Below are 17,726 nucleotides of genomic sequence, written 5' to 3' on the forward strand. Positions count from 1 at the left end.
GGTCCGACTGTAACGGGGGAGCCCTCCGCGCGGAGACCGCTGCCGGGACGGACCACCGTGCCCCGACGCGGGAGTGGATCGTGTGCGCACCGTGACGGGGTACGTCCGTCCGGGTGTTGAGCAACAGGTCCGTCAACCGGCGGCGAAGTACGCCTGACCGCCGAACTCTTGGGTTCTCACAAGGAAACGGTTGCGCGTCGGTTCACCCGCGTGCGGGCCGGACCGCCGAACGGCCTGATCCGGCCGCTAACCTTACGTATCCGTCCTGGCCAGGGATGATTTTCCACGGGTCGGACATTTCCCGCACCCAACTCACGCGAAAGGCCTCGCCCATGGGCATTCGGAGCTTGCTGCGCAAGGTGTTCGGCCGGGAGCAGGACGAGCCGACCACGGCCACCGTTCCTCCTCAGGGTGAGCGCGCCCGGTCGACGGAGCCGGAATCGGACGCGGTCCCGGAGAGCACCCCGGCCGCCGAGCCGAAGGTGACCGTTCCCGCCCCCGCCGCCTCCCCACTCTCCTCCGCCTCGCGCTCCTCGTCGGACGCGGGTACGGGCGGGTCGGACAGCGCGGACCGGTCGGACCGGGGAGACGCGGCCGCGCTGGTCGCCGCCGCCTTCGACCAGCCGTCCACCGCCCCGCAGCCGACGGTGCCCGCCCAGAACACGGGCCCCAAGCCCGCGTCCGAGGCGAAGCCCGAACCGGCCGTCGAGGCAGAGCCTGCCGTCGGGACAGAGCCTGCCGTCGAAGCCGGGCCGGTCGCTGAGGCCGAACCGGTCTCCCTGCCCGAGCAGGCCGCCGCACCGGCCGCCGAGGTGGACGAGCGGCCCGCGGCCCCGGAGGTCGCCGAGACCCCGGAGGTCGCCGAGACCCCCGAGCTCCCGGGTACCCCTGAGCCCGCGAAGGCCGAGGCCGAGGAGCCGGCGGCCATCGAGCCCGAGGTCCTCGCCGCCATCACCATCGACATGGACCCGGAGCCCGAGCCGGAGACCGCCCCCGACCCGGAGCCCGCACCGGCACAGGCCGAGAACGCCGAAGCGCAGGCCGCGGCCGTCGAGACCGTCGAAGCTGCCGAGGCCGGGAAGACCGCGGCCGTCGCGGACGCTGCCGAGGCCCCCGAGAAGGCGAAGGCCACCGAGGCGGCCCTCGACGCGATCATCATCGACTACGAGCCCGAGCCGGCCCCCGAGACGCCCGCCACCGAAGCAACGGCCACCGAAGCAGCGGCAGGCCCCGAGGCGACGGTCCCGGCCGCCCCCGCGGCGCCCACCCCCGCTGCCGTCGCGCCCGCCACCGCCGCCAAGCCCGCCACCTCACTCGCCCGGGTGAAGTCGCGCGCCCCCGGCCTGGTCGCCCCGTACAAGTCCGCGCAGGCCGAGCTCAAGGCGCAGGGGCTGACCGGTTTCCGGGCCTCCGTCTACCTGGTGCTCGACCGCTCGGGCTCCATGCGGCCCTTCTACAGGGACGGCAGCGCCCAGCACCTGGGCGACCGCACGCTGGCCCTCGCCGCGCACCTGGACGAGAACGCCTCGGTCGACGTGGTCTTCTTCTCCACCGACATCGACGGCACGGGGACGGTCGGCCTCGAAGACCACGAGGGCCGCATCGACGAGCTGAACGCCGGTCTGGGGCGCCTGGGGCGGACCCACTACCACCGGGCGGTCGAAGAGGTCGTCTCGCACTACGAGAAGTCCGGCTCCACCGGCCCGGCGCTGGTCGTCTTCCAGACGGACGGCCCGCCGGACGCCAAGGTCGCGGCCAAGCAGGCGCTGGCCGAGGCCGCCCGGCTGCCGCTCTACTTCCAGTTCGTCGCGTTCGGCGACCACGACGCCAAGGGCTTCGACTTCCTGCGGAAGCTGGACGCCGAGCACGCCGGCTTCTTCCACGCGGGCCCCGCGCCCGCCGCGATCCCGGACGCCACGTTCTACCGGGAGATCCTCGCCGGTCTCCCCTCCTGGATCACGGCCCGCTCCGGCGGCTCGGCCGGCTGATCCGCGTACTCGGGCGAACCGCCCGAACCGCTCCACCGCACGTCACGGCGGGCCCGGTCACCGGGCCCGCCGTCCGCGTCCCAGGACCCTGCCGCGGACCGTTAGGATTTTGACCATGGCGGCCACTGGATCCGAGAAGCAGGGAGAGACGTCGTTCTACGTCTCCACCCCCATTTACTACGTCAACGACGCTCCTCACCTGGGCCACGCCTACACGACCGTCGCAGGCGACGTGCTCACGCGCTGGCACCGCCAGCGCGGCGAGAAGGTGTGGTACCTCACCGGCACGGACGAGCACGGTCAGAAGATCATGCGCACGGCCGAACAGCACGGCGTCACCCCGCAGGCCTGGTGCGACAAGCTCGTCGAAGAGGCGTGGAAGCCCCTCTGGGAGCACCTCAACATCGCGAACGACGACTTCATCCGCACCACGGAGAAGCGTCACACCGACCGGGTGCAGGAGTTCGTCCAGGACCTGTACGACAAGGACGAGATCTACAAGGGCGGGTACGAAGGCCCGTACTGCGTGGGATGCGAGGAGTACAAGCTCCCCGGGGACCTCATCCAGGCCGAGGACGGCACTCCGCTGTGCCCGATCCACAAGAAGCCGGTGGAGATCCTCAAGGAGGAGAACTACTTCTTCAAGCTGAGCGCGTACGGCCCGAAGCTGCTGGAGTTCTACGAGGCCAACCCCGGCTTCATCCAGCCGGAGTCCGCCCGCAACGAGGTCGTCAACTTCGTCAAGCAGGGCCTCCAGGACCTCTCGATCTCCCGCTCGACCTTCGACTGGGGCGTCCCGGTGCCGTGGGACGAGAAGCACGTCATCTACGTGTGGGTCGACGCCCTGCTGAACTACGCGACGGCGGTCGGCTACGGCGCCAACCAGGAGAAGTTCGACGCGACCTTCCCCGCCAACGTCCACCTGGTCGGCAAGGACATCCTCCGCTTCCACGCGGTGATCTGGCCCGCGATGCTGATGGCCCAGGGCCTTCCGCTGCCGGGCAAGGTCGCGGCCAACGGCTGGCTGATGGTCGGCGGCGAGAAGATGTCGAAGTCCAACCTGACCGGCATCAAGCCGCAGGACCTGACCTCGCACTTCGGCGTGGACGCGTACCGCTGGTACTTCCTGCGCGCCATCGCCTTCGGCAGCGACGGCTCCTTCTCGTGGGAGGACTTCACCGCCCGCTACACCTCCGAGCTCGCCAACGACTACGGCAACCTCGCCTCCCGCGTGGCCGCCATGATCGGCAAGTACTTCGGTGGCACGCTGCCGGAGGCGACCGCCGCCGGTGACGCCGAGCAGGCGGTCCAGGACGGTCTGGCGAAGGCCGTCGCCACGGCGGACCTGAAGATCGGCGAGGAGCTCGACTTCCAGGCCGGCATCCTGGCGATCTTCGACTTCGTGAAGCAGGTCAACGGCTACATCACGGAGCAGGAGCCGTGGAAGGTCGCCAAGGACACCTCGCCCGAGGGCCAGGCCCGTCTCGCGACGATCCTGTACACGGCGTCCGAGGCCCTGCGCGGTGTCGCGGTGCTGCTGAACCCGGTGATGCCGGAGACCTCGCAGAAGCTGTGGGAGTCGCTCGGCGCCGAGCCCTCCCTGGGCGTCCTCGCCGACCAGCGCGTCCAGGACGCGGGCACGTGGGGCCGGCTGCCCGCCGGTGCCACGGTCACCAAGGGCGCGGTGCTCTTCCCGCGCCTGGAGGAGAAGCCGGCCGCGTAACGCGATCCGTAGCGGAGAAGGGCGGGGCCCCCGTGGCCCCGCCCTTCTCCGTACCCGCCCCGTACAACCGGCGGGCCACCGCCTCAGCGGGCCAGCGACGCCTTGTCGCCCATCACGATGACCGGCTTCTTCGCCGGGTCGAGCGTGAGCAGCAGCTCCTTCATCCGCTCCTCCGAGACAGAGACGCAGCCCTGGGTCGGCCCGCCGTGGTCCACGTGGATCCAGATGCCGCCGCCCCGGTCCTCGCCGAGCGGGCGCTCGTGGTCGATCGGGCTGACGCCCTCGACGCGGTTGTAGTTGATGGCCACGACGTAGTCGAAGGAGCCCTCCAGGGGCTCGCCGAAGAACCCGTCGCCCTCCACCGCGAAGTACTCCTCCTCGTCGTAGGGGAGCAGGGCGCCGGGGTCGGGCAGCTTGCCGCCCGCGTCGGTGAGACCGAACACGCCGACCGGTGACCTGAGGTCCCCGGTGTAGTGCTCGCCGGTCCACCCCTCCATGCCGTTGTGGGCGGCCCAGGGCTCGAAAGCGGGCGTCCAGCTCCGGTCCGGGGCGTCCCGGACGTAGAGGACCGCGGTGGATTCGTTGGAGTCGGCGCCCTTGCCGGTCACGACGAACGCCTGCCGGGCGTCGACCGGGATCTCCGCCCGGGTCTCCGGCCCCAGCCCGGGGATCTCCAGTGGCGGCAGGGACGGCGCGGGCGGGGCTGGAACGGCGGGGACACCCGAGGGCCCCCGGCCGCCCTCGTCGTCCGACCGGGCCGCGGCCACCTCCTTCGGCGGGGCCCCCGAGGAGGTGGGGGTACCGCAGGCGGTGAGGACCGGGAGCAGCGCCAGAAGCAGCGCGAGGACCGGAGCGGCGAGCGGGTACGGGCGACGGCGGGGGGCTGTTCCCGGGACGGCACGGGCGGGAGTGCGGAGGGAGACGGACACGGGGCGGGCTCCTGAGTGGTTCTGACTGACTGCCTCTCAGAAGCCACTCTTCGCCGCGCCCGGCCCTCGCGAATCCGGGCGGGGGCCATCCGGCGGTACACCCGCCCACCCGTTACCACGGCGGATGCCGGTCAGGGGGCAGGCAGCGCCCCGGAACGACAGAACAGCCCCCGATCGGTCGATCGGGGGCTGTTTCACGTGAAACATGCGGAACGGCGGGGCGCGCGACGCCGGAGGCGCCCCTCGTCCGCTACTTCTCGGTCTTCTCCGCGGCGGCGGTCTCGGCCTTGGCGGCCTCGCCCTTCGACACGGCGGCCGGCTTGCGGAGCTGGATGTTCAGCTCGCGCAGACGGGCCTCGTCGAGCACGGTCGGGGCGCCCATCATCAGGTCCTGGGCGTTGCCGTTGAGCGGGAAGGCGATCGTCTCGCGGATGTTCGGCTCGTCGGCGAGGAGCATCACGATGCGGTCGACGCCCGGGGCGATGCCACCGTGCGGCGGGGCGCCGAGGCGGAAGGCGCGGAGCATGCCCGCGAACTCCTGCTCGACGGTCTCGCGGTCGTAGCCGGCGATCTCGAAGGCCTTGAGCATCAGCTCGGGCTCGTGGTTCCGGATCGCGCCGGAGGAGAGCTCGATGCCGTTGCAGACGATGTCGTACTGCCAGGCGAGGATGTCCAGCGGGTCCTTCGTCTCCAGGTCCTCCAGGCCGCCCTGGGGCATCGAGAAGGGGTTGTGCGAGAAGTCGATCTTGCCGGTCTCCTCGTCCTTCTCGTACATCGGGAAGTCGACGATCCAGCAGAACCGGAAGACGCCCTCCTCGAAGTTGCCGGAGCGCTTGGCGGCCTCGACGCGGACGGCCGACATGATCTTGGAGACCTCGTCGAACTCGCCGGCGCCGAAGAAGACGGCGTGGCCCGGGACGAGCGAGAGGCGCTCGGTGAGCGTCTTGACGTCCGTCTCGGTGAGGAACTTGGCGATCGGACCGGCCAGCGAGCCGTCCTCGCCGACGCGCACCCAGGCGAGGCCCTTGGCGCCGTGCTCGACGGCGTACTCACCGAGGCCGTCGAAGAACTTGCGGGACTGGCCGGCGGTGTCCGGGACGGGCAGCGCGCGGACGTGCTTGCCGGCGAACGCCTTGAACCCGGAGTCGGCGAAGACGTCCGAGATGTCGACGAGCTCCAGCTGGGCGCGGAGGTCCGGCTTGTCGTTGCCGTACTTCAGCATCGACTCGCGGAACGGGATGCGCGGGAACGGCGAGGTGACCTCGCGGCCGTTGCCGAACTCGGTGAAGAGCTCGGTCATCAGCTTCTCGATCGGCTGGAAGACGTCCTCCTGCTCGACGAACGACATCTCGACGTCGAGCTGGTAGAACTCGCCCGGCGAGCGGTCGGCGCGGGCGTCCTCGTCGCGGAAGCAGGGCGCGATCTGGAAGTAGCGGTCGAAGCCGGAGATCATCAGCAGCTGCTTGAACTGCTGCGGGGCCTGCGGCAGCGCGTAGAACTTGCCGGGGTTGAGACGCGACGGCACGACGAAGTCACGAGCGCCCTCGGGGGAGGTCGCGGTGAGGATCGGGGTCGCCATCTCGTTGAAGCCGAGGGCCACCATCTTCGAACGGATGGAGGCGATCACGGCCGAGCGCAGCATGATGTTGCGGTGCATGCGCTCGCGGCGCAGGTCGAGGAAGCGGTACTCCAGACGGCGCTCCTCGTTCACACCGTCCTCGGTGTTGATCGTGAAGGGCAGCGGGGCCGCCTCGCCGAGCACCTCGACCTCGGTGACCTCGATCTCGATCTCGCCGGTCGGGAGCTCGGGGTTCACGTTCTCGGTACCGCGCGCGGAGACCTTGCCGTCGATCCGGACGACGGTCTCCTTGGTCAGCTTCGAGAGCGCCTCGTTCCCCGGGGTGCCGGGGCGGGCGACGAGCTGGACCAGGCCGTAGTGGTCGCGGAGATCGATGAAGAGGATGCCGCCCAGGTCTCGGCGATTGTGCAGCCAGCCGCTCAGCCGGACGTCGGTGCCGACGTCAGAGGCGCGGAGCTCGCCGCAGGTGTGGGACCTGTACCGATGCATCGTCGTTCATCCAGTCTTCGCGGTTGGGGTCTGTGAGCCTCCCCAGGCTACCGCCCGGAGCCGGGCCACTTCATTGCCATAACCACTTCAAGATCATCCAGAGTGCGTGCACGGCCTCGCGACGGCCGCCGCACACCCGGCCGGACCGCCCCCGCCGCGCCCCTCCGGCCCGGGTCGCCGGTGGCGTCCCGGGAACGCATCTTCCTAAAGTGGGGCAATGCGTACCGAGGACATCCTGGCGGCCATCGAAACGGGGCTCTGGCGCTGGGACACCGCGGACGGGACGGTCGTGATCGACGCGCAGGCCGCCCGTCTCCTCGGTCTGCCCGATCCCGGCTCGTACCGGGAGGCCGCCGTACGCGCCTGCTACCACCCGGCCGACTGGAACGAGGTCCGCTCGGTGGTCGCCCTCGCGGTCGCCGAGGACACCCTCGCGGAGTCCCGGCTCCGGATCGTCGACGAGCACGGCACGGTCGTCCGTACCGTACGGACCCGGTCCAGGCCCCACGTGCCCGAGGGCAAGACCGTCGAGCAGGTCGTGCTCCTGGGCACCCTCCAGGAGGTCGCGGAGCCCATCCCCGGCACCGCCGTGCAGACCCCCGTCACCGGCGACTGGCGGCGCTCCCGCGAGGCGTTCCTGCTGGACGCGGGGAGGGCGCTGGCCGAGGCCCGGTCCACGGAGGAGGTACTCCGGGTAGCCGGGTCGCTCTCGATGCCCGGCTTCTCGCCGGACGGGCTCGCGGTCTTCGGCGTCGAGGGCGACCGGCTGACCCTGGTCGGACACCACGGGCACGACATCCGCGACGAGGAGCCCTTCGCCGACATGCCGCTCCAGACCGACTACCCGGCCGCCGAGGTCGCCCGTACCGGCCGGGCGATCTATCTGCCGACCCCCGACGAGTACGCCCGCCGTTTCCCGATGTTCTGGCCGCTCGCCCGCACGTTCGGCCGCACCTCCTGGGCGTTCCTTCCGCTGATCGTCTCCGGCCGCACCATGGGCGCCTGGATGGCGGGATTCCGCAATCCGGTGGGGTTCTCCCCCGACGAGCGGGCGGTGCTCACCACGGTGGCCAGGATGCTCGCCCAGGCCCTCGCGCGCGCCGGGGCCGCCGAGACCGAGCGGGAGCTCTCGCTGGGGCTCCAGCGGGCGATGATGCCCTCCCTGGGCAAGAGCCCCCCGGGCATCACCGTGGCGGCCCGCTACATCCCCACCGGCGGCGGCCTCCAGGTCGGCGGCGACTGGTACGACATGATCCCGCTGCCCAACGGCCGGGTCGCGCTCGTCATCGGCGACGTCCAGGGTCACGACGTGCGCGCGGCCGGTCTGATGGGCCAGCTCCGCATCGCCCTGCGCGCGTACGCCTCCGAGGGGCACCGCCCGGACGCGGTGCTCGCCCGCGCCTCCCGCTTCCTGGCCGGGCTGACGGAGGGGTACGAACACGAGGGCGACGACGACGAATCCAGCGCCCCCCGCTTCGCGACCTGCCTCTACGCCGAGGTGGACCCGGCCGACGGCTCCCTGGACATCGCCCGCGCCGGCCACCCCGACCCCGTGGTGATCAGCGTCGACGGCACGGCCGTCATCCGGCAGACGGCGGGCGGGATGCCTCTGGGGATCGAGACCGACGCCGACTACCCGACGACCCAGGTGGTGCTGGAGCCCGGCGAGACGATCATGCTCTGCACCGACGGGCTCATCGAGACCGGCGGACACGACCTCATGACCGGCTGGGTCCGGTTGCGGCCGGTCCTGGAGACGCCCGGAGCCGATCCGGAGAACCTCGCCGAGGCCCTCGTGGAAGCGGTTCACGGGCCCACCTCGCACTACACGACGGGCCCCCTCGCGGAGCGGCACGAGGACGACATCGCGCTGGTCCTGCTCCGCCGCGACACCCCCGCCACCCTGGCGAAGGCCCCGCCGCGCCGGGCCGCCGTCGCCATCGCCCAGGCCGAACCGGAACGGATCTCCGTCGCCCGGCAGCTGCTCCGCGAGCTGCTGCACGACTGGGCGGACGCGGAACAGGTCGACTCGGCCGTGCTCATGCTCTCCGAGATGGCCACCAACGTGCTGGTCCACACGGACGGCGACGCGCTGATGGTGGCGGAGGTGACAGGCCAGCGAGGCGAGCGGCGGCTGCGGGTCGAGGTCGCGGACAACAGCGACGAGCTCCCGCACAAGCGGCGCCCCGGCGAGATGGCGTCCAGCGGCCGCGGACTGGTCCTGATGGAGATGCTGGCCGACACCTGGGGGGTCGATCCGCGCGGCGAGGGCAAGTCGATCTGGTTCGAGCTGTACGAGTCGGCCGAGCCCCAGGAGTTCACCGGACCGCCGATCCCGTTCGAGCAGATCTGACCGCCGGGACCGACCGGACCCGGCCGGACCCGACCGGACCCGGCCGGACCCGACCGGACCCGACCGGACCCGACCGGACCCGACCGGACCCGACCGCCCGCGCCGGAAAGGGACGGACCTCAGAACAGCACGGCCGAGAAGCTGTCCAGGGCGACCCAGGTGATGCTGTTGGCGGCATTGCCGCCGAACACGGTGACGTGGCCCGCCGTGCTGATCTCCACCCGGCAGGCGTTGACACCGGCCTTGTTGTTCCGCGGGCAGACCCCCCGGGTGGTCTTGGGCACCGCCAGCGAGGCCGGGATCGTGCCCAGCGCGGCATCCCCGGTGAAGGCGCAGTCGACGCCTCCGCGCAGCTGGAGGAAGCCGGTACCGGCGATCCTGATCACGCGGGCGGCCGGGGCGTCGGCGGCGGCGGTGACGCCGGACGCCAGGACGAGCGCCGTCCAGTCGTGGACGACCTCGATACCCCCGGTGGTGGCAGCGGCGGCGGGGGCGGCGAGCAGCGGGGCACCGACCGCCGCCGCCGGGACGGTGACGGCCGCGGTCAGCAGGGCGCGACGGCTGGGGGTTCTCTGCGGCGTGACTCGCATGACTGGTCCTCGGGGTGCGTGGGAGACGGGAAGAGTCGGAAGAGACTGTGTCGTGCAGGGGGCGTGCGTCAGCGCCAGGCCACCGAGAAGGCGTCCAGATCGATCCAGGTGACGGTGTTGTCCGAGGTCGGCCCGTACACCGTGACCGCGCCCCCGGGTGAGATCTCCAGCCGGCAGACGCAGCGTCCGCCCCGGTTGTTGCGGGAGACCTCCGCCCGGAGGGTGCGGCTGGGCGTCAGCGTCGGCGGGAGCGTGGCGACCCGGGTGTCCTTCGCGAGGGTCCCCTCGAAGACCCCGCGCAGCTGGAGGAAGGTGGTCCCGGCGATGTCCACCAGGCGCCCGCGCGGGGCCCGGACCCCGGTCTGCGCGGTGATCCCGGCGGCGGGGGCCAGCGCGGTCCAGTCGGCCAGCACCTTCACCCCCTGCACGGGCGCGTCCGTGGAGAGGAAGCAGACGGTGGCCTCACGCGGAGTGGTGTCGCTCCCGCTGAACCCGAAGAGCAGCCGCGCCTCCGCGCCGACCAGCTCGATGGCGAGGCCCTCGGGCTCCCGGCGCTCCAGCCCCGGCACGGCGGTCATGAGCCGGGGCCCGGCGATGACGGAGCCGTCCGTCCAGGAGAGGGCGGTGATGTGGGTGTCGTCCACGTCCGGGTTGCCGGTGTACAGGTAGAGGTGGTCGCCGAGCGAGGCGAAGCCCTGGAAGGTGTCGGCCAGGCGCGGTACCTGCGCGGCCGAGGGGTGCGCCACCGTGCGCAGGGGGGTCCACACGACGTCACCGGTCGACGGGTCGATCGGGTACTGGGTGAACAGGTAGCCCTGCGCGGTCAGATAACGGACCGTGAGGCGCTGGAACACCGGATCGACGTTGGGCGCGCAGAACTTGGCGTCCGGCAGCGGGCTGAACGGCTCCGACAGCACGGACGAGGTCATCGTGACCGTCTGCCCCGGGAGGTACGGGAACCGGGCGATCCGGGTACCGAACTGCTCGTACAGCGGCCCGCATTCGGTCCACAGATACGTCGTGCCGCCGATGTGCTGCGCACCGATCTGGTAGCCGTGGCCGAAGCCGTTGAGGTGCATGTGGTCGAGGGCCTGCCCGGTGGCGCGGTCCATGCGGTAGACGCAGAGGTTGCCGTACTCCAGCGCGTCGCGGATCTGCACGACGAAGAGGTCGTGCGTCACCGGGTCGACGGCGATCGCCTGCGGCGCCCGGGTGTGCTTCTCGTGGTTCAGCGGCGTCCCGCTGAGGACGCGGCCCCAGGGGCCGGCCAGGTCGATGAGATCCGTAACCGCCACGGACGAGTTCCCCTCCCCGCGGTCCGCCGTGGACCGCGCGCGGAGATCGTACGTGCTCCGGCCCGCCGCACCCCGGCGGCCCGCCGGGCACTCCGGCGGGCTTCGGCGTTCACCTGCGGTTTCAGGCCGGGTCGTCGCCCGCCGGAGGCGGTGCCGGGGGGCCGGTGTTCCTCAGCCGCAGCTCCTCGACCACCCCGAAGGCGGCCGCACAGAGCGGGACGGCGAGCAGCATGCCGAGGATTCCGGCGACGCTCGCTCCGGCGGTCAGGACGATCAGGATGACGGCCGGATGCAGTCGCACGGTGCGGCTCTGGATCATCGGCTGGAGCACGTGGCCCTCCAGCACCTGGACGGCGAGGACCACACCGAGCGCCCAGAGCGCGATGACGAACCCGCGGTCGGCGAGGGCGACCAGGACGGCGACGGCACCGGAGAGGAAGGCACCCAGGTACGGGATGTAGGCGCCGACGAAGACCAGCGCGCCGAGCCCCACCGCGCCGGGAACCCGCAGGATCAGCAGGCCGACGGTGATGCAGATCGCGTCGATCAGCGCGATGAAGGTGGTGCCGCGCATGAACCCCTCGACCGCCTCGAAGGCCCGGCGCCCCATCGCTTCGACCAGGTCGCCGGAGCCGTGCGGGGCGAGGGAGTGGGCGAGCCGTACGGCCCGGTCGGAGTCGCGCAGGAAGAAGAAGGTGAGCAGCAGGGCGAGGACGGCGGTCGCGATCAGCGTGCCGATCAGGCTCAGCCCGGTGATGACACCGCCGGCCGCGGTGGCGCCGAACTTCTCGACGAGGTTCTTGGCGTTGCCCGCGAGGTTGTCCACGGACGCCTGGCCGGCCAGGTCGAAGTGGTCGATCACCCACTGTCCGGCGTCCTTGAGCGAGTCCACGATCTGGCCGCCGGTGTCGATGAGCGCGGTCACGACGATGTACCCGGCGCCGCCGACGACCGCGACCAGTGCGGCGCAGGTCAGTCCGGCGGAGAGGGAGCGCTGCACGTGGTGGGCGGTCAGCCAGCGGTGGACCGGGCCGAGCAGCGCCGTACCGAGCAGCGCGAGGAGCACGGGGGTGACGGCGGTCTTGAGGTAGACGGACAGCCAGACGAGGACCGCCGCGACGGCGGCGACGAGGAGCAGGACGCCGCACCAGGCGGCCGTCCGCCGTGCGGCGTCGGGCAGGAGGGGCTTCTGGTTCGGCACTCCCCCACCCGACCACGGGGCGGACACGGTGTCCCGCCCCGTGGGGCGTGCGGGTGACGGACCGTCACCCGCACCCCGGAGGGATCACATGCCGTGGACCGCCGGGACGGTGCCGAGGCGGCCGGCCTGGAAGTCCTCGAAGGCCTTCTTCAGTTCGGCCTGGCTGTTCATCACGAACGGCCCGTAGTGCGCCATCGGCTCGCGGATCGGGCGTCCACCGAGGAGCACGACCTCCAGGTCGGGGGTGTGCCCGTCCTGCTGCTCGTCCGCGCGGACGGTCAGCGAGGACCCGGCGCCGAAGACGGCGGTCTGCCCCATGTGGACGGGGCGGCGCTCGGCGCCCGCGGTGCCGCGGCCGGCGAGGACGTAGGCGAGGCCGTTGAAGTCCTCGCGCCACGGCAGGGTCACCTCGGCGCCCGGCCGGACGGTCGCGTGGATCATCGTGATCGGGGTGTGGGTGATGCCGGGACCCTCGTGGCCGTCGAGCTCACCGGCGATGACGCGGAGCAGCGCGCCGCCGTCCGGGGAGGCGAGGAGCTGGACCTGGCCGCCGCGGATGTCCTGGTAGCGGGGGTCCATCATCTTGTGGCTCTTGGGCAGGTTCACCCAGAGCTGGAGGCCGTGGAAGAGGCCGCCGGACATGACCAGCGACTCCGGCGGGGCCTCGATGTGCAGCAGGCCGGAGCCCGCCGTCATCCACTGGGTGTCACCGTTCTCGATGGTGCCGCCGCCACCGTTGGAGTCCTGGTGGATGAAGCTGCCGTCGATCAGGTAGGTCACCGTCTCGAAGCCGCGGTGCGGGTGCCAGGGGGTCCCCTTGGGCTCGCCGGCCGCGTACTCCACCTCGCCCATCTGGTCCATCATGATGAACGGGTCGAGGTACTTGTAGTTGATCCCGGCGAACGCGCGGCGCACCGGGAATCCCTCGCCCTCGAAGCCCGTCGGCGCGGTGGTGACCGCGAGGACGGGACGGGCGACGGCGTCGCCCGAGGCGGCCACCTTGGGCAGGGTCAGCGGGTTTTCTACGGTCACTGCGGGCATGGGAGCCACCTCCGGGCGGGATCTGCTTCCAATTTAGTTGAACGGTGAACATCTTGCAAGGCGTCATTCATTCCCGGCGCGGCGCGAGGGGTCACCGGAGGGGTGGAAGCGGCGTACGCACCGAAAAGGCCCGCACCACGACGGGTGCGGGCCCCGGGCGGGCCTGAGGGGGGCGGCGTCAGCCGTACATGCGGCGCATCGCGAAATCGACCATCTGCTCGACAGCCTTCGCGTCGAAGACCATCCGGTGGTCGCCCTCCATGTCCAGGACGAAGCCGTACCCGGTCGGGAGCAGGTCGATCACCTCGGCGCCGGTGATCACGAAGTACTTCGACTCCTTGCCCGCGTACCGCCGCAGCTCCTTGAGCGTGGTGAACATCGGGATCACCGGCTGCTGGGTGTTGTGCAGCGCGAGGAAGCCCGGGCCGTCGCCGCGCGGGCAGTAGACCTTCGAGGTCGCGAAGATCTGCTGGAAGTCCTCAGCCGCGAGGGTGCCGGTGGTGAAGGCCCGTACCGCGTCCGCCAGGGAGGGCGGCGAAGGCTCGGGGTACAGCGGCTGCTCGGCGTAGCCGCCGCCCATCTGCCCCATCTGACCCATCTGCTGCTGTGCACCCGGGTTCTGGTCGTAGCCGTACATGCCCCAAAGAGTAATCGGACACATCTCCGGCTCCAGGGGTTGCGCCTTATTACTCGCGGGTAGCATCATCGGAGAGGTCGACTGATACGCGTCATGCAGCCGGCCGGCCTTCCGCACAGCCCGTCGCCCGACCGCATCACTCCCCGGGGCGCTGCGCGTCACTGCTATTGATTACGGAGCCTTCCCATGGGGCACTACAAGTCGAATCTCCGCGACATCGAGTTCAACCTCTTCGAGGTGCTCGGGCGCGACAAGCTGTACGGCACCGGCCCGTTCGCGGAGATGGACGTCGAGACCGCGAAGAGCATCCTCGACGAGGTCACCCGCCTCGCGGAGAACGAGCTCGCCGACTCCTACACCGACGCCGACCGCAACCCGCCGGTCTTCGACCCCGCGACCAGCACCGCCCCGGTCCCGGAGACCTTCAAGCGGTCGTACCAGGCGTTCATGGACTCCGAGTACTGGCGCCTCGGCCTCCCGGAGGAGATCGGCGGCACCACCTCCCCGCGCTCCCTGATCTGGGCCTACGCGGAGCTGCTGCTCGGCGCGAACCCGGCCGTCTGGATGTACTCCTCGGGCCCCGCGTTCGCCGGCATCCTCTTCGCCGAGGGCAACGACGCGCAGAAGAAGGTCGCCGAGATCGCCGTCGAGAAGCAGTGGGGCTCGACGATGGTGCTGACCGAGCCGGACGCCGGTTCGGACGTCGGCGCCGGGCGCACCAAGGCCGTGCGGCAGGAGGACGGCTCCTGGCACATCGAGGGCGTGAAGCGCTTCATCACGTCCGGTGAGCACGACATGTCGGAGAACATCCTCCACTACGTGCTGGCGCGCCCCGAGGGCGCCGGACCGGGCACCAAGGGCCTGTCGCTCTTCCTCGTCCCGAAGTACCACTTCGACTGGGAGACCGGCGAGCTGGGCGAGCGCAACGGCGTCTACGCCACGAACGTCGAGCACAAGATGGGCCTCAAGGCCTCCAACACCTGCGAGATGACCTTCGGCGACCAGCACCCCGCCAAGGGATGGCTGATCGGCGACAAGCACGACGGCATCCGCCAGATGTTCATGATCATCGAGTTCGCCCGGATGATGGTCGGCACGAAGGCCATCGCCACCCTCTCCACCGGCTACCTCAACGCGCTGGAGTACGCCAAGGAGCGCGTCCAGGGCTCGGACCTGTCGCAGTTCATGGACAAGACCGCCCCCAAGGTCACCATCACGCACCACCCCGACGTGCGCCGCTCCCTCATGACGCAGAAGGCGTACGCCGAGGGCATGCGCTCCCTCGTGCTCTACACCGCCTCCGTCCAGGACGCGATCCAGGTCAAGGAGGCCGCGGGCGAGGACGCCAAGGCGCTGCACGGCCTCAACGACCTGCTGCTGCCGATCGTGAAGGGGTACGGCTCCGAGCGCTCCTACGAGCAGCTGGCGCAGTCGCTCCAGACCTTCGGCGGCTCCGGGTACCTCCAGGAGTACCCGATCGAGCAGTACATCCGCGACGCCAAGATCGACACCCTGTACGAGGGCACCACGGCCATCCAGGGCCAGGACTTCTTCTTCCGGAAGATCGTCCGTGACCAGGGCGCCTCGCTCAACACGCTCTCCGAGGAGATCAAGAAGTTCCTCGCCGGCGCCCAGGGCAACGAGGAGCTCGCCCCGGCGCTGGACTCCCTCGCCAAGGCCGCCGTGGACCTGGAGGCGATCGTCGGCACGATGATCACCGACCTCACCGCGACCGGCGAGGACGTGAAGAGCATCTACAAGGTGGGCCTCAACACCACCCGCCTGCTGCTCTCCTCCGGTGACGTCGTCGTCGGCTACCTCCTCCTCAAGGGCGCCGCCGTCGCCGCGGAGAAGCTGCCGACCGCCTCCGCCAAGGACGTCGCCTTCTACCAGGGCAAGATCGCGGCCGCGAAGTTCTTCGCCGCCAACGTCCTGCCCGGCGTCTCGACGGAGCGCGCGCTCGCCGAGTCCGTCGACAACTCGCTGATGGAGCTGGACGAGGCCGCGTTCTAGGTCTTTCGCACTCCGTCACGGACGACGGCCCGCCCCCACCACGGCGCATACCGGGGGGCGGGCCGTCGCCATGTCCGCGCCACATGCCCCGCCACCCGGTCGTAAATGGTTCACAACACGCCTCGTTACAGTGAAGAACATGAGTTCCTCCCACGCTTTCGACAGGTCCCACACCGATGACCTGATGTCCTTCCTCTCCGCGAGCCCGTCGCCCTACCACGCCGTGGCCAACACCGCCGCCCGTCTGGAGAAGGCAGGGTTCCGCCAGGTCGAGGAGACTGCGGCCTGGGACGCGACGAGCGGCGGGAAGTACGTCCTGCGCGGCGGCGCCATCATCGCCTGGTACGTCCCCGAGGGCGCGTCCGCCCACACCCCGTTCCGTATCGTCGGCGCCCACACCGACTCGCCCAACCTGCGGGTCAAGCCGCTGCCCGACACCGGAGCGCACGGCTGGCGCCAGGTCGCCGTGGAGATCTACGGCGGGACCCTGCTCAACACCTGGCTCGACCGGGACCTCGGCATCGCGGGCCGGCTCTCGCTGCGCGACGGCACCGACGTGCTGGCCTCGGTCGACCGCCCGCTGCTGCGCGTCCCGCAGCTCGCCGTCCACCTCGACCGCTCGGCCAACGACGGCCTCAAGCTCGACCGCCAGAAGCACATGCAGCCGATCTGGGGCCTGGGCAAGGTGGAGGAGGGCGACCTCATCCGGTTCGTCGCCGAGGAGGCGGGCGTCGACCCGGAGGACGTGACCGGCTGGGACCTGATGGCGCACGCCGTCGAGAAGCCCTCCTACCTGGGCCGCGACGAGGAGCTCGTGGCCGGCCCCCGGATGGACAACCTGATCTCGGTGCATGCCGGCGCCGCGGCCTTGGCCGCCGTCGCCCGGCGCCACGCCTCCGAGGGCACCGAGCTCCCGTACATCCCGGTGCTCGCCGCCTTCGACCACGAGGAGAACGGCTCCCAGTCCGACACCGGCGCCGACGGCCCGCTGCTCGGCACCGTCATGGAGCGCTCCGTGTACGCCCGGGGCGGCAGCTTCGAGGACCGCGCCCGCGCCTTCGCCGGAACCGTCTGCGTCTCCTCCGACACCGGCCACGCGATCCACCCCAACTATGCGGAGCGCCACGACCCGACGCACCACCCGGTCGTCAACGGCGGTCCGATCCTGAAGGTCAACGTCAACATGCGGTACGCGACCGACGGCAACGGCCGCGCGCTGTTCGCCGGCGCGTGCGAGCGGGCGGGCGTACCGATGCAGACGTTCGTCTCCAACAACTCGGTGTCGTGCGGCACCACGATCGGCCCGATCACCGCCGCCCGGCACGGTATCCAGACCGTCGACATCGGTGTCGCGATCCTCTCGATGCACAGCGCCCGCGAACTCTGCGGCGCCGACGACCCGTTCCTGCTGGCCAACGCCCTGACCGAGTTCCTGGCGGGCTGACACCGGGTCACCGGCCGTCTCCACGGACATGGTTGACGCCGGGCCGGGTACGCGATCCGTACACCGGCCCGGAGTCACCGGGTCGTCGAGGAGGCGGGAATCATGGGACTCGGAGGATGCATTCTCCTGATCGGTGCCGGGGCGGTACTGGCGTTCGCCACCGACTGGCAGATCGACACGGTCAACGTCGACCTGGTCGGCTGGATCATGATGCTCGTCGGCCTCGTCGGGGTCTTCGCCTACATGAGCATCGCGCGGCGCCGCCGCATGATCGTGCCGCCCACCACCACGGTCGTCTCGGAGGACGAGCGCCGCTACCAGTGACCTGAGGGGTCCGGCGCTCCGCGCACACGCGGCGGCCGGGCCCCCGGGCTGATGCGCCGGACCGCGCGTGTCACGTACGGGACAGCCCGAGCGCGACGTACGTGACACGGCCGCAGGCCG

Annotated in this window: 13 protein-coding genes; 6 read left to right on the forward strand and 7 right to left on the reverse strand. The window is 71.0% G+C overall.

All coding sequences use genetic code 11. The features are described 5' to 3' along the window. The first annotated feature begins 332 nt into the window (after positions 1-332). Positions 333-1,988, forward strand: coding sequence for a VWA domain-containing protein (locus ACWCSV_RS22910; protein ID WP_451145023.1), 1,656 nt, complete (start codon positions 333-335; stop codon positions 1,986-1,988). Between the two features lie 115 nt (positions 1,989-2,103). Further along, positions 2,104-3,711, forward strand: a complete 1,608-nt coding sequence (gene metG, locus ACWCSV_RS22915; RefSeq protein WP_451145025.1) for a methionine--tRNA ligase — start codon at positions 2,104-2,106, stop codon at positions 3,709-3,711. 83 nt (positions 3,712-3,794) lie between these two features. On the opposite strand, the gene ACWCSV_RS22920 is transcribed toward metG, so the two are convergent. Further along, complete coding sequence (locus ACWCSV_RS22920; protein WP_451145027.1) at positions 3,795-4,640, reverse strand: L,D-transpeptidase family protein; 846 nt, start codon at positions 4,638-4,640, stop codon at positions 3,795-3,797. Between the two features lie 250 nt (positions 4,641-4,890). Further along, entirely contained in the window at positions 4,891-6,708 is a 1,818-nt protein-coding gene (gene aspS / locus ACWCSV_RS22925; protein WP_451145029.1) for an aspartate--tRNA ligase, read from the reverse strand. Positions 6,709-6,925: 217 nt separating this feature from the next. Between aspS and ACWCSV_RS22930 the strand changes: the two genes are divergently transcribed. After that, positions 6,926-9,061, forward strand: a complete 2,136-nt coding sequence (locus tag ACWCSV_RS22930; RefSeq protein ID WP_451145031.1) for an ATP-binding SpoIIE family protein phosphatase — start codon at positions 6,926-6,928, stop codon at positions 9,059-9,061. A gap of 119 nt (positions 9,062-9,180) precedes the next feature. On the opposite strand, the gene ACWCSV_RS22935 is transcribed toward ACWCSV_RS22930, so the two are convergent. The 5 genes from ACWCSV_RS22935 to ACWCSV_RS22955 all read right to left on the reverse strand — a co-directional run bounded on the left by ACWCSV_RS22935 (position 9,181) and on the right by ACWCSV_RS22955 (position 13,825). Then, positions 9,181-9,651, reverse strand: coding sequence for a hypothetical protein (locus ACWCSV_RS22935; protein WP_451145033.1), 471 nt, complete (start codon positions 9,649-9,651; stop codon positions 9,181-9,183). Positions 9,652-9,719: 68 nt separating this feature from the next. Further along, on the reverse strand, positions 9,720-10,946 hold the full coding sequence (locus tag ACWCSV_RS22940; RefSeq protein WP_451145035.1) for a phage baseplate protein: 1,227 nt from the start codon (positions 10,944-10,946) through the stop codon (positions 9,720-9,722). A 121-nt stretch (positions 10,947-11,067) separates the two neighbouring features. Continuing rightward, entirely contained in the window at positions 11,068-12,147 is a 1,080-nt protein-coding gene (locus tag ACWCSV_RS22945) for an AI-2E family transporter (protein ID WP_451145037.1), read from the reverse strand. An 84-nt stretch (positions 12,148-12,231) separates the two neighbouring features. Further along, the gene (locus ACWCSV_RS22950) at positions 12,232-13,188 is read right to left on the reverse strand and encodes a pirin family protein (RefSeq protein WP_266706715.1); all 957 of its coding nucleotides are present in this window, start codon (positions 13,186-13,188) and stop codon (positions 12,232-12,234) included. Positions 13,189-13,366: 178 nt separating this feature from the next. Further along, on the reverse strand, positions 13,367-13,825 hold the full coding sequence (locus ACWCSV_RS22955) for an SseB family protein (protein ID WP_327176900.1): 459 nt from the start codon (positions 13,823-13,825) through the stop codon (positions 13,367-13,369). 186 nt (positions 13,826-14,011) lie between these two features. Here ACWCSV_RS22955 and ACWCSV_RS22960 point away from each other — a divergent pair, with 186 nt between their 5' ends. From ACWCSV_RS22960 to ACWCSV_RS22970, 3 genes are all read left to right on the forward strand, one after another. Then, the gene (locus tag ACWCSV_RS22960; protein ID WP_451145039.1) at positions 14,012-15,838 is read left to right on the forward strand and encodes an acyl-CoA dehydrogenase; all 1,827 of its coding nucleotides are present in this window, start codon (positions 14,012-14,014) and stop codon (positions 15,836-15,838) included. A 139-nt stretch (positions 15,839-15,977) separates the two neighbouring features. Then, complete coding sequence (locus ACWCSV_RS22965; RefSeq protein ID WP_451145041.1) at positions 15,978-17,282, forward strand: M18 family aminopeptidase; 1,305 nt, start codon at positions 15,978-15,980, stop codon at positions 17,280-17,282. Between the two features lie 102 nt (positions 17,283-17,384). Continuing rightward, positions 17,385-17,606, forward strand: coding sequence for a DUF6458 family protein (locus tag ACWCSV_RS22970; protein ID WP_450770033.1), 222 nt, complete (start codon positions 17,385-17,387; stop codon positions 17,604-17,606). Positions 17,607-17,726: the final 120 nt, after the last annotated feature.

This window comes from Streptomyces sp. NPDC001770, from assembly GCF_053596135.1.